The sequence below is a fragment of the Haloplanus sp. CK5-1 genome (assembly GCF_037201915.1).
GTDB classification, from domain to species: Archaea; Halobacteriota; Halobacteria; order Halobacteriales; family Haloferacaceae; genus Haloplanus; species Haloplanus salilacus.
The window spans coordinates 2,079,366-2,091,961 of the sequence record NZ_CP147505.1 but is presented as its reverse complement, the minus strand read 5'-3'; the positions used below and the strand labels follow the sequence as shown (position 1 = coordinate 2,091,961).

General features: G+C 57.7%; 13 protein-coding genes. 7 read left to right on the top strand and 6 right to left on the bottom strand.

Going from position 1 to position 12,596, the window contains the following annotated elements; all coding sequences use genetic code 11:
* Window positions 1–53: 53 nt before the first annotated feature.
* The gene (locus NBT81_RS11055) at window positions 54–1,037 is read right to left on the bottom strand and encodes a GDP-mannose 4,6-dehydratase (RefSeq protein ID WP_338738488.1); all 984 of its coding nucleotides are present in this window, start codon (window positions 1,035–1,037) and stop codon (window positions 54–56) included.
* Between the two features lie 179 nt (window positions 1,038–1,216).
* On the opposite strand from NBT81_RS11055, the gene NBT81_RS11050 reads away from it, so the two are divergent.
* Window positions 1,217–2,215 (top strand): glycosyltransferase, encoded by a 999-nt coding sequence (locus tag NBT81_RS11050; protein WP_338738486.1) that lies wholly within the window; start codon window positions 1,217–1,219, stop codon window positions 2,213–2,215.
* Here NBT81_RS11050 and NBT81_RS11045 read toward each other — a convergent pair.
* The gene (locus tag NBT81_RS11045) at window positions 2,181–3,029 is read right to left on the bottom strand and encodes a glycosyltransferase domain-containing protein (protein WP_338738484.1); all 849 of its coding nucleotides are present in this window, start codon (window positions 3,027–3,029) and stop codon (window positions 2,181–2,183) included. The genes NBT81_RS11050 and NBT81_RS11045 overlap by 35 nt on opposite strands.
* Window positions 3,030–3,119: 90 nt before the next feature.
* Here NBT81_RS11045 and NBT81_RS11040 point away from each other — a divergent pair, with 90 nt between their 5' ends.
* The 3 genes from NBT81_RS11040 to aglF all read left to right on the top strand — a co-directional run bounded on the left by NBT81_RS11040 (window position 3,120) and on the right by aglF (window position 5,718).
* Window positions 3,120–4,172: a glycosyltransferase gene (locus NBT81_RS11040; protein ID WP_338738482.1), complete on the top strand. Its 1,053-nt coding sequence runs from the start codon at window positions 3,120–3,122 to the stop codon at window positions 4,170–4,172.
* Between the two features lie 82 nt (window positions 4,173–4,254).
* Window positions 4,255–4,902, top strand: coding sequence for a hypothetical protein (locus NBT81_RS11035; protein ID WP_338738480.1), 648 nt, complete (start codon window positions 4,255–4,257; stop codon window positions 4,900–4,902).
* A gap of 69 nt (window positions 4,903–4,971) precedes the next feature.
* On the top strand, window positions 4,972–5,718 hold the full coding sequence (aglF, locus tag NBT81_RS11030) for a UTP--glucose-1-phosphate uridylyltransferase AglF (RefSeq protein ID WP_338738478.1): 747 nt from the start codon (window positions 4,972–4,974) through the stop codon (window positions 5,716–5,718).
* Here the strand turns inward: aglF and aglG are convergent.
* A complete protein-coding gene (gene aglG, locus NBT81_RS11025; RefSeq protein ID WP_338738476.1) occupies window positions 5,715–6,653 on the bottom strand; it encodes a glucosyl-dolichyl phosphate glucuronosyltransferase in 939 nt (312 codons plus the stop codon). The two genes, aglF and aglG, sit on opposite strands and share 4 nt — an antisense overlap.
* Window positions 6,654–6,794: 141 nt before the next feature.
* On the opposite strand from aglG, the gene NBT81_RS11020 reads away from it, so the two are divergent.
* Window positions 6,795–10,010 carry an oligosaccharyl transferase, archaeosortase A system-associated gene (locus NBT81_RS11020; protein WP_338738474.1) on the top strand — a complete coding sequence of 1,072 codons (3,216 nt, stop codon included), beginning with the start codon at window positions 6,795–6,797 and terminating at the stop codon, window positions 10,008–10,010.
* 6 nt (window positions 10,011–10,016) lie between these two features.
* A complete protein-coding gene (locus NBT81_RS11015) occupies window positions 10,017–10,973 on the top strand; it encodes a DUF368 domain-containing protein (RefSeq protein ID WP_338738472.1) in 957 nt (318 codons plus the stop codon).
* Here NBT81_RS11015 and NBT81_RS11010 read toward each other — a convergent pair.
* Window positions 10,970–11,530 (bottom strand): class I SAM-dependent methyltransferase, encoded by a 561-nt coding sequence (locus tag NBT81_RS11010; protein WP_338738469.1) that lies wholly within the window; start codon window positions 11,528–11,530, stop codon window positions 10,970–10,972. The genes NBT81_RS11015 and NBT81_RS11010 overlap by 4 nt on opposite strands.
* A gap of 81 nt (window positions 11,531–11,611) precedes the next feature.
* Here NBT81_RS11010 and NBT81_RS11005 point away from each other — a divergent pair, with 81 nt between their 5' ends.
* Window positions 11,612–11,815: an HEWD family protein gene (locus NBT81_RS11005; protein WP_338738467.1), complete on the top strand. Its 204-nt coding sequence runs from the start codon at window positions 11,612–11,614 to the stop codon at window positions 11,813–11,815.
* Window positions 11,816–11,851: 36 nt separating this feature from the next.
* Here the strand turns inward: NBT81_RS11005 and NBT81_RS11000 are convergent, their stop codons facing one another.
* A complete protein-coding gene (locus NBT81_RS11000) occupies window positions 11,852–12,289 on the bottom strand; it encodes a PIN domain-containing protein (protein WP_338738465.1) in 438 nt (145 codons plus the stop codon).
* Window positions 12,286–12,582: an AbrB/MazE/SpoVT family DNA-binding domain-containing protein gene (locus tag NBT81_RS10995; protein WP_338738463.1), complete on the bottom strand. Its 297-nt coding sequence runs from the start codon at window positions 12,580–12,582 to the stop codon at window positions 12,286–12,288. The genes NBT81_RS11000 and NBT81_RS10995 overlap by 4 nt, the downstream gene beginning before the upstream one ends.
* Between the last annotated feature and the right edge of the window lie 14 nt (window positions 12,583–12,596).

Genomic DNA, 12,596 nt, shown 5'->3' with positions numbered 1-12,596 from the left:
GATGTACAAAAGGGTATTTTAGAGGAGAAATTAACGAGCATAATGGGGGTTCGTCAGGATTTCATCACGAGGGGTTCGTACCACTCACGATTTGATTCGTACCAGTTAATGAACTGCCGAACGCCTTCCCTGATATCGTAACTTGGTTCGTATCCGATGTTATCTTGTGCTTTTGAAATATCTGCGTGTGTATGGCGAGAATCCGCTTCCTTCGCTGGTTTGTGGACAATCTCTACGTCCGCTCCTGTTTCTTCTACAACGTACTCAGCAAGTTCCCAAATCGAGATGTTGTCATTTGAGCCAATATTCATCGTCTCTCCATCGGCAGTATCCGAATTAAGAAGGGATAGATTAGCATCGACGATATCACTAATGTATGTGAAATCACGTGTTTGTTTGCCGTCGCCATAGATAATTGGGGGTTGGCCGTTGAGACAGCGGGACACAAAATTCGAAATGGCCATATTGGGCCGCATACGCGGGCCATAAACAGTAAAGTGGCGGAGATTTATTGTTGATATATTATGCAAATCATTAAATACGTTGCAATAGTGCTCGCTTGAAAGTTTAGTAACTGCGTAGGGGCTTTTAGGTCGGTTTGGGTGTTCTTCGTCGTATGGAAGGTAGTCCGGGACCCCATATACAGAGGACGAGGATGCGTGGATTAGACGGTTTACGTCGTGTTTCTCAGCGGCCTGAAGGATCTTCAGTGTCCCTTCAACATTATTCGTTTCATAGGCGATCGGGTTCTCTACGCTTGACCGGACGCCAGCCTTCGCGGCCTCATGGTATATAACATCAATATTATGTTCGGAGAGCACATCTGAAACAAGCGTCGAGTCAGTGATAGAACCCTCAACGAAATCCAAATTCTTTTCCGATATTTGGCGGCATCGGCCCAGGTTTCTTTTTTTCAAATCCAAGTCATAATATGGGTCAAGATTATCTAAAATAACTACATGATGGTTCTCTTGAAGAAGGCGAGCTGCGAGATGGGAGCCGATGAAGCCGGCACCTCCAGTTACTAGAACATCCATAAAAAAGACTAACGTAGTAGTAAAACTTCTATATTTCGATTAGCTGGACAGAATGGTTTAGACCCTCTCCGTACGGTATATATTTCCCTCACCAGCCGGTGTGAATTCCTCTATCATCCGACCACGGGTTTTCAAATCGAAGAACATACCTCAACCAGCGTCGAAATCGACAACAGAGAATGAGTGTACGAGACGAGCTCAGCGTTCTTCATCTGACGACATCTGAGGAAGTTTTCTTCGATCAGCAGATCGAGTCTCTGAGAGAACGTGGCGTCAATTGTACAGTTCTTGTTGTTCCCGGTCAGGAACAAATTGATGGAAATATGGGAAACCAGCGTGGGCCAAGTGAATATATCCGCTTCCTATTTCAGGTGCGCTCAGAACTCAAACAGGGAGACTACGATATTGTACACGCAAACTATGGCCTGACAGCACCACACGCGGTGATGTTGTCCGATATTCCGGTTGTTTTGACTCTCTGGGGATCGGACGTCGTTGGGCTAGATGGAGCTATCACGAAATTATTCGCCTGGAGATGTGACGCAGTTACAGTTCGCAGTGAAGAGATGAAAGGGCTGCTCGGGCATTCGGACGCCTATATTCTCCCCAGTGGGATAGATATGGATAAATTCTATCCGATTGATAGAGATGAAGCGCGAGAAGAAGCAGGCTGGGATCAAGAAGGTTACCACGTTCTATTTCCGTATTCACCAGAGTACGAGCGTAAACGGTTTCCCCTCGCAGAATCCATCGTCGAGGCCGCAAGTGAGAGGTTAGGCCAAGAAATCACACTACACTCTTTATCAGGAGTTCCTCATGAGAAGATGGTTTACTACATGAATGCTGCAGATGCCTTGCTACTAACCTCTCGGCACGAAGGGTCACCCAACACCGTCAAGGAAGCGCTAGCATGCAATATCCCGGTTGTGTCTACGAATGTTGGTGACGTTGAAGAACGCCTCGTTGACGTTTTTCCTTCTGCAGTAGGTTCAAATGAAGAAGAGCTTGTGGAAGGCCTGATTGAGGTAATTCGGGATGGCGGTCGCTCAAATGGCCGTGAGACGGTCCGAGAAATTAGCTGGGAGAATATCGGTGCCAGAATTATGAATATTTACAAGGATGTTCTGTCACAGCACGGAATTTCTATTGCGGAGAGACCTTCTCCAAAAGAATCCTAACAGTTTTGTTTGCCAGTTCGCTAATTCCACCACTTCGTTGAGCATGTACGGCGTCGCCGATGAGTCCCGCAACTCGTCGCTCAACAGGCTTGCTAAACCTAGTTGTTATCCGAATATACGGAATCCAGAATAGTTTGGTTCCTGACTCTCTGTGTGGGTAGAATATAAAATATTGGCCATGGGTTCGAGGGATGAAGTCCAATTTGTGGAGTTTGTGCTCATTCCTCCAGAGCACGTAGGGAAGTGAAAGCTGGTCACGACCTGGTCCGTTGCGAACTTCCTCCCACCATTCATTCATCAAGCTCTGTACGTCATCATCGTGGTGTTCACGCAGAATAACGTTGTTTTCGGACAGGCCGAAATTTTGAGGGAATCCGTCCGCGGAGTACCGATTCATCATCTCTCGCATCGGCTTCTCGTCAGCTTTCCCCGATTGAATACATACCTCCGCTTCGTCGTATACACAGTCTCGTTTGGGATGGGGTGGTACAACGAGCGGGTATTTTGATAGGTATTTTGACGCAAGCTCGCTCACGTCGTCGACAATATGAACGTTTCCATCAATGTAGATGCTGTAGTCGTAGTCTGAGAGATACCGATGCGGGAGAATCTTGATTTTACGATTGCTCATCGCGGGTGTCAGTTCCTCGCTGACGACGCGGATTTCCCACTTGTTGGTCTGAAGGTTTGGGTTATCCGTGAAACAGACTAGATCGACTTCATCAGGCACTCCTTTTGGTTCCATGAGAATATCATAATCGCCGAAGATAGCAGTATAGACTACCAACTTTTCTTTCTGGATTTCGGAACCCATCGGATTGTTATACTCTACTCAGCAGGTGCTCGATTAAATAAATGCGGAATCCACATAGCGTTTATATAAAGGAGCCACTTCTCATGTAATATGGACGCTCTATTTATTACAGCTGGGGATCGAACGCAAGCCAGTTCTCGTTTACGCGTCTACGAACTTCTCCCCCATCTCGAGGAGGCCGGGATTTCGACTGAATCAATAGCAGTTCCACAGTTCAAGAGTGGATTAGATGGCTTATGGATGCGGTCTACCTTTGCGTCAAACATCTTGTGGAAGGTGCTGCGGAACGATATTGTATTCGTACAAAAGATTAGGTTTCCAACATGGTTTACTCAGATTTTGTCTAAAATATCTTCGACTCTAATTTATGACTTTGATGATGCGATTCATCTCGCACCACCTGGTAAAGACGTAGGCCAGGATGATATTCGCCAGCACAACACTCTGATTGAGAAAAGCGACTTGACCATCGCCGGAAGCCGGGAACTGGTAGAGTATGCTCGGCAGTATACTGACGAAGTGAAGTGCCTGCATACTGGAATCCCGCGCAAGAAGTACGAGCAGCATCAAAATATCAGCGATTTAGACGAAGACTCGATATTACTAGGGTGGGTCGGGAATCCGGAAAATCTTCACTACCTATCTGATGTTGAGAGGGAAATATCCGAGGTATTAGAACGTCACGATAACTTGTCTCTTCGGATTATTACCGCAGGTACGCTTCCGATTCGTCCGTTCAAAGACAGAGAAGGCGAAGACGTAGAATATGTTGAGTGGACTCTTGACTCGGCATTAGCAGACCTTGCAGAGGTTGATATCGGTTTGAGACCGCTTCGAGACGATGAGTGGACTCGGTCTAAGGGCGGATTTACATCTATTGTCGAATGTCTCGCGCTTGGGGTACCTGTAGTCGCCACTCCTGTCAGTTTAGTCAAATATCTTATTCGGAACCGGGATAATGGGTTTTTAGCGGGGTCACCAAATGAATGGGGAATAATCCTTTCGAATATTGCGGAAAATCCAAGTGAGATTTACCAGATGTCTCAGGAAGCTATTAAGACTGTCTCAAGCTGGCGGTTTTGGACAGAAGATACAGCTAAAGGCCTCATCAACATTATAAATGAGGAAATAAAAAAGGAATAGGTCTGAGTGGTATTTGCCCAGTCAAATACCTCTCAGACTATCACTTAGATGTTTTTTATACCTCACCCCTCTTAACTCCTATATGAGCGTGATATCACAGATTTACGACAACACAATTCGAGATATACTTCCGAGAAAATTAGGTGTTTATAATTCTGTCCCACGTAGAGCCCCTCGTCTATTTGATCAACAAGTGAATTTTCCCAACTATGAGGATTCACTAGTTAATGCGGTGACTAACATAGTTAAACCAACAGATGACGTTACTGTGGTTGGCGGTGGTTGGGGCGTAACGGCTGTTCACGCCGCTCGAAGGGGAACATCTGTTGATGTCTATGAGGCGAATGCAGCTCAGGTCGCCGAGATCGAGTTTACTCTTTCCCTTTCAAAGGTAAGCAGTATCACTGACATTCATCACGCTCTTGTTGGCCCAGCAAAGCATGTCTACCGAGACGGGGCAAAGGATGCGGCCACAATAAGTCCATCTGACCTTCCTGAATCTGATGTTCTTGAATTGGATTGTGAAGGCGCAGAGATAGAGATACTCGAAGAACTATCCTACCAACCGAGAGCTATTATCGTTGAAGTCCATCCACAATTTAACGCGACGCGTGATCGAGTTAGTGGATTGTTGACTGAACGAGGATATAATATTATTAATTCCGAATTTGAGGATGAAGAAACCGGTGTGGAGGTGTTGACTGCAGTTACAGACGATGAAACAAGATAATTGACTTATATAGGATATCAGTTGGATTCTACTGAAACCTATTTACCTCCGGCTTCTCTATCCGAGAGTATGCAAGCAGTAGTTCTTGCCGCTGGAGAGGGCACACGACTTCGTCCACTCACGGAAAATAAACCGAAAGGGATGGTCGAAGTCGCGGGGAAACCGATTCTTACACACTGTTTTGAACAGCTCGTCGAGCTCGGCGCCGAAAAACTCGTCGTCGTCGTCGGCTATCGAAAACAGGATATTATCAGCCACTACGGCGATGAGTTCGAAGGAATCCCAATTACGTATACACATCAGCGCGAACAGAAGGGGCTCGCTCACGCCCTTCTCTGTGCGGAGGAACATATTGACCACGACTTCATGCTAATGCTCGGGGACAACGTCTTCTCCGCGAATCTTGACGATGTCGTCCGGCGCCAGAAGGAAGACCGTGCAGACGCAGCGTTCCTAGTTGAGGAGGTTCCCTACGAGGAGGCATCACGATACGGTGTCTGTGACACGAACAAGTATGGTGAAATCGAAGAAGTCATCGAAAAACCGGACGACCCACCCTCGAATCTCGTGATGACCGGATTCTATACGTTTACACCAGCAATTTTCCACGCTTGCAAGCTCGTACAACCATCCGGTCGGGATGAGTACGAGATTAGCGACGCTATCGATCTACTCATTCATTCGGGCCGGACGATCGACGCTATTGGTTTGGAGGGATGGCGTATTGATATTGGTTACCCGGAGGACCGTGACGAAGCTGAGAAACGCCTTCAAGAGAAACGGGACACTGAAGATTCGCTTGAAGCGGAATCCTAAGCGTTAGCCTTCTCCACGACGTTCGGGGTCAGAATCGCGTACAGGTACCCGAGCCCGACAGCCCCCGTGAACACGAAAATCGAGAGCAGCTGCTTCACTTCAGCTCTCGATGGCGACCGAACTAGCTCCTTCACGCGTTTCGGGACGAAGTGCGTCAACAGCTGCTTAAGATACGCGCTCTTGTCGTCGGGCGCATCTGGATACAACAAGTCCATCACGCGCTTGGAGTACCCCTGCCAGAACGACCGCGATACCAACCACCCGAACTCCCCGCGGTAGTCGAAGAGCTTGTGATGAACCACGGCGTCCTCGGTGAACACCATCCCTTTCCCGTACTCCTTCAATAGCCGAATCCCAACGGGCGCCTCATGCGCCTGTAGGTGCTTGTCGCCCTTTCGCCCGGTATTCGGGTCGTAGCCACCGACTTCCAGAAACTGCTCCCGCCGGTAGGAGATGTTCGACCCATACGTGTTCCGGACTTCCTCGCCATCCTCAGCGAATCCGGGCTCCACGCAGCCAACCAGCCAGTAGAACTCCTCCGGGAAGAAGTCCGGTTTCTCAGTCTGCCAGTCCGGCTTCACGTCCCCGCCAACTGCAATCGCGTCGGTGTTCTCGTAGATGTCGACCAGATTCGACACCCAGTCCGGCTCCGCCGCCGCGTCGTCGTCGATGAACGCAACGATGTCGCCGCTCGCAAGCTCAGCCCCCTTCGTCCGCGAGTAGGAGATTCCCCGGTTCTCGTCGTTGTTGTGGCAGACGACATGCTCGCGTTCACAGAAGTCTTCGCGTACGCGCTCGTAGACTTCGGGGTTCCCGTCGACGACGAGGACGACCTCGATGGGGTCGTACGTCTGTGCGAGGACGCTCTCGACGGCCTCGGTGAACGCGTCGTACCGATCCATCGCGTACGTACAGACGACGACCGACACCTGCATCGACCCGACGTACCGCCGAGCCGCGAATAAGCGTTTTCGTTGACTCCGACGCCGTGAGACGGCGGCAGTTCGGGACGCAAATCCGTTCCGACCACCGACAGATAACAAGGTTTATGCCCGTAATCCCAGTCCGTTCGGCCAATGAGCGACGATCAGAGTCAGGGGTCCTCCTCCGTCGCAGACCTCTTTTTCGACTGGTATCACGTCCCCGCGCTCGTCGCCGTCGTCGCGGGGATGCTCGCCATTCGCCTCCAAGAGTACGACACGTTCGTCCGGGACGGCGAGGTGTACTTCTCCGGCAACGACGCCTGGTACCACCTCCGTCAGGTCGAGTACGCGGTGCAGAACTGGCCGTTCACGATGCCGTTCGACCCGTGGACGAACTTCCCGTACGGGACCCACGCGGCACAGTTCGGGACGCTGTACGACCAGTTGATCGCCACCGCGGCGCTGGTCGTCGGCCTCGGGAGTCCCTCGGGAGAGCTGATCGCCAAGACGCTGCTGGTCGCCCCTGCGGTGTTCGGGGCGCTGGTCGCACTCCCGACGTACGCCGTCGGGAAGCGCCTCGCGGGACGGGTCGCCGGCCTCTTCGGGGCCGTCGTCCTCCTCCTCCTCCCGGGACAGTTCCTCCAGCGGAGCCTCGTCGGCTTCGCCGACCACAACATCGCCGAACCGCTCTTCCAGACGATCGCGGTGCTGGCGCTGATGGTCGCGGTCGGGGTCGCAGTCCGGGAGAAACCCATCTGGGAACTCGTCCTCGACCGCGACGTGGAGGCGCTCCGCGAACCCTTCCTGTGGAGCGCGCTCGCGGGCGTCGCCGTCGCCCTCTACATGTGGGTGTGGCCGCCGGGCGTCCTGCTGGTCGGCATCTTCGGGACGTATCTCATCTACCAACTCGTCAGCGACTACACCACCGGCGGGACCCCCGAACCGGTCGCGTTCGTCGGCGTCGTCTCGATGGTGGTCGCGGCGATCCTGATGCTTCTCAAGTTCGAGGAGATGAGCTTCAGTCCGACGGACTTCGGCCTCCTCCAGCCCGCCGTCGCGACCGGCGTCGCCGGCGGCGCGGCGTTCATGGCCGGGTTGGCGCGGGTGTTCGACGACCGCGATATCGACCGCTCGTACTACCCCGCGGCCGTCGTGGGAATCCTCGCCGCCGCCGCCGCCGTCGTGGCCGTCGTCCTCCCGTCGCTGTTCGGGACGATCCAGAACAATGCCCTCCGATTCATTGGCTTCAGCGCCACCGCGGGACTCCGGACCATCTCCGAGGCCCAACCCTACCTCGCCCCGGACATCCTCGAACGGAACCGCATGACCGCCACCGGGCGCATCATGGCAGACTACGGCTTTGCCCTCTTCACCGGCGTCGTAGCCATCATCTGGCTGATCGCGAAACCGCTGGTGCGCGACGGCGAGACCGAACGGGTCGGCTACGCGGTCGGGAGCCTCTTCGTTCTGGGCTTACTCTTCCTCGTCCCCGGCCCCTTCCGGGCGCTGGCCGACAGCCTGGGTATCGTCTCCGAACTCATCGGCGTCGCGCTGGTGGCGCTGATCCTGTTCGGGGCGACCCTCCAGACGAACTACGACGCGGAGAAACTCCTGTTCGTGATCTGGGCGGCCTTCATCACGTCGGCGGCGTTCACGCAGGTGCGGTTCAACTACTACCTCGCGCCCATCGTCGCCGTCGCGAACGCCTACCTGATCGGCCAGATCCTCTCGTATCTCGACTTGCGCTCCGGCACGCTCGATACGGTCCGCGACTTGAAGGGATACCAAGTCATCGCGGTGCTCGCGGCCGCGATGCTGATCATCACGCCGGTGTTGCTCGTCCCGATGAGCGTTCGCGGCACCGGCAACCCGCAGATAGACCGGAGCGACACCGCGTGGCAGGCGGGCCAACAGGCCGGCATCGGCGCGGTCACGGAGTGGGAGGGCTCGCTCGAGTGGATGGAGTCGAACACCCCTGCCCCCGGGACGTTCGGCGGAGCGAGCAACGGGATGGAGTACTACGGCACCTACGACCGAACCGACGACTACGACTACCCGGCCGGGGCCTACGGCGTGCAGTCGTGGTGGGACTACGGGCACTGGATCACCCTACAGAGCGAGCGCATTCCGAACGCCAACCCGTTCCAGCAGGGCGCGACCGACGCGGCGAACTACCTGCTCGCCCCCAACGAGTCGGCCGCACAGGACGCCCTCGGTGAACGCGACGAGGAGGCCGCCGGGACGCGATACGTGATGGTCGACTGGCAGATGGTCCACCCCCAGTCCAAGTTCGGCGCGCCGGTGACGTTCTACGACGAGTCGGACGTCTCGTCGTCGGACTTCTACGGACCGGTGTACACCAGCAACCTCCGTGGGGCGTTCCAGTTGCGCACCCAGCGCTACTACGAGAGTCAGATGGTTCGGCTATACGCCTACCACGGGAGTAGCATGGATCCCGAACCTATCGTCGTCGACTGGGAGGAGCGACGGGTCCAGACACAGAGCGGTGAGGAACTCACCGTCCGAACCGGACCGCAAGGCGAGGATCAGTCGATGGTTCGGCAGTTCGGTAACCTGTCGGCCGCACGAACCTACGTCGAGGAGGACGGAACCGCCCAAGTGGGCGGCGTCGGCCACTATCCGTCGGAGCGCGTGCCCGCACTGGAGCACTACCGGCTGGTGAAAGTGAGCGAGTCCTCGGCCGTCAACCAGTCCGGACGGTACCAGCGTCTCCAACGCCAAGAGTTCGCGGTGACGGGTGTCCCGCCGTCCAGCCAGACGCTCTACGAGCCGTCGTGGGTGAAGACCTTCGAGAAGGTGCCCGGTGCGACGGTCACGGCCGACGGACTCCCCGCGAACATCTCGGTCCGGGCGACGGTGCCGATGCGCGTTCCGGCGACGAACGAGACGTTCAGCTACACCCAAGAGACGAGGACGAACGAGGACGGGGAGCTCTCGATGACGCTCCCGTACGCCACGACCGGCTACGACGAGTACGGGCCCGAGAACGGCTACACCAACGTGAGCGTCCGGGCCGCCGGGCCGTACATGATCCAGTCGTCGCTCGCCAACGACAACGGGTCGATCGTCCAGTACCAGTCCGAGATCCAGATCGAGGAGGGGCGGGTCAACGGCGACGTCTCCGGCGAGCGTGAGGTGACGCTCGAAGAGACCAACCCGCTCCAGAACATCTCCCTCGGCGGCGGGAACGAGTCGTCGGAGTCGATCGAACCGATCGAACCGACCGAGACGCGACCCACCGGAGCGACGGGCGCTTCGGGTGACACCGGCGACGACACCACGGCCGGCCCGACCGCGTCGTCGCACGATGCCCCGACCGCGGCGGCCGTCGCCCGATCGGAGAACTGACGCCGGATGCGACGCCTCCACCCCATCGTCGTCGTCTACCTGAAGGGGATCTGCATGGGGGCAGCCGACGCGGTGCCGGGCGTCTCGGGCGGCACCATCGCGCTCGTCGTCGGCGTCTACGAGCGACTGATCGGTGCGATCACCGCGGTCACGCCGGGGCGGATCCGACGCGTCCTCGCCGCGCCCCTACCGGGCCGGTGGGCCGACGCCCGCGAGGCGTTCCGCGAGGTCGACGGCCTCTTTCTCGGCGCACTCGGCGGCGGCATCGTCACCGCCGTCGTCGTGGCGACGCGGGTCCTCCACATCGCCCTCGGGTCCGACCCTGTCGCAACCTTCGGCTTCTTTTTCGGATTGATCGCCGCGTCTGCGGTCGTCCTCTCCTCGGAGGTCAGCCTCGATACGCCGGGCCGGGTTGGTGCGGCGGTCGGCGGGTTCCTCCTCGCCTTCGTCGCCGGCGGACAGGCCGCCGCGGCGCTCCCCTCGACGACGCCCGTCGTCGTCGCCGTCGGTGCCGTCGCCATCAGCGCCATGGTCCTGCCCGGCATCTCGGGGTCGCTCATCCTCGTCATCCTCGGGCAGTACGAGTTCCTCGTCGACCGACTGACGGCCTTCGTCGACGCGCTTCTCGGTCTCGCGGTGGGCGGGAGCGTGACGGCGGTGGTCGACCCCGGTCGGACCGTCGTCGCGTTCGTCGCCGGGGCGGTCGTCGGCCTGTTCACCGTCGCCCACGCCGTCCGCTGGGCGCTGGAGCGGTACCGCGCCGCGACGCTCTCCTTCCTCGTGAGCCTCGTCGTCGGCGGGTTGCGCGCGCCGGTCGTCGAGGCCGGGCGGGACCTGTCGGTCGGGTGGACCGCCGACGCGGCGCTCGCCTTCGCGCTCGCGGCTGTCGTCGGGGCCGTCGCCGTCCTCGGATTGGAGCGGTACACCGGCGGGTTGGCAACGGACACCGACACGGACGCCTAGTCGAGGCGGGCGACCGTGACGTACGTCTCGGGGCGCGTCTCGGCGCGTTCGACCGCGAAGCCGGCGTCGGTCTGGAGCGAGACGGCGTCGCCGAGAGAGTAGGTCTCCGCCCGCGGCGGTCCGGCGGCGCCCGCGCCGTCGCGGTCCCAGTCGACCGTGACGAGGCGGCCGCCGGGGCGGAGAACCCGCGCCACCTCGGTCAGCGCGTCGGGGTCGGCGAACTCGTGGAACGTCATCGTGGAGACGACGGCGTCGAGGGCGCCGGCGTCGAACGGGAGGTCGCCGGCCCCGGCCTCGACGAGTTCGACCGAGTCGGGGACGCCCTTCTCGCGGTAGCGGTCGTGCATCGCCGACTGGACGTCGACGGCGTACACCGCCCCGGCGTGGGGGGCGAGGGCGTCGGTGTAGAAGCCGGTCCCGCTCCCGACGTCCGCGAGCGTCATGCCGTCGTGGGGGCCGACGAGGGCGTGGAGTTCCTCGCGCGAGCAGAAGCGATACCGCTCGGCCGCGTCCTCGAGTTCGTCGGCCCGGTCGGTTTCGAACGTGTGAAAGCCCATGCAGGAGCTATCGGGCGGGCGATGTAAAGACCGCGCGCCGGGTGAGTTAGGATTAAATCCCCGTCGTGCGGTAGCACGGATATGGACATCACCATCCGGAAACCGACCGAGCGGGAGTGCGAGGCGTGTGGCCGACGGGAGGTGTGGAACGACGCGACTGGGACGTGGCGCGTCGCCGTCGCAAACGACGACCGGCGCGTCGGGAACGTGTACTGCATCCACGAGTGGGATATCAACGGCACGTTCGTCCCCATCGAGTCCGACGGCGTCGACGCCGACGCGTGACGGCCGTGCGTGATGACGCGGCAGTTTCGGGCGCGGTCACGCGCCGTCCGCCCGAAACCGCCGCAGGTCGACATCGAGCGGTAGTTCGTCGAAGTCGTCGTCCGCGCCGGCGACGAGGGTCGCCTCACGCTCGTGAGCGAGCGCCACAGCGTACGCATCGGCGAGAGAGATGCTGCCGTCGCTCTTGACCTCGGCCGCTAGTCGCCAATCGGCCGATTCGATACGCAACCCCTGCCGTTCGAGTGCCCGGATATCTCGGTCGGCTTCCCGAAACGAAGTGTCCGTCGGCGTATCGTCTACTCCCTCGAACCGGGCGACGAGATAGAACACCTCGCTCGCATTCGTTTCGGTGAGAACCCCCTCACACGCACCGACGAAGACGTCATCGAGGAGGGAGGCCACGGTTTCATGCCCCGGTTCGTTGTAGAGAAATGCGATGATCGCCTCCGTGTCGAAGACGTACCCCCCGCTCATTCGTCCTCGGACGGACGGAACCGGTCGACACGCTCCGCTTCCCGTCGTTTTTCGGCCTCTTTCAGATCGCGAACCCGCTCCAACACGTCGCCGCGTTCGTGTTCGGCGGCGTGGATTCCGTGCAGTTCGTCGGGGGACGGCACCGGTTCGATGAGGATTCGCCCCCGCTCCTCGTAGACGAACACCTCGCCCGGCGTCTCGATACCGAACTTCTCCCGTAACCGCTTCGGGATCGTGGCCTGACCCTTCCGGGAAACGCGTACTACTTTGGGATCGTAGGTGCTACTAACCATTCCTTGTAAAAATT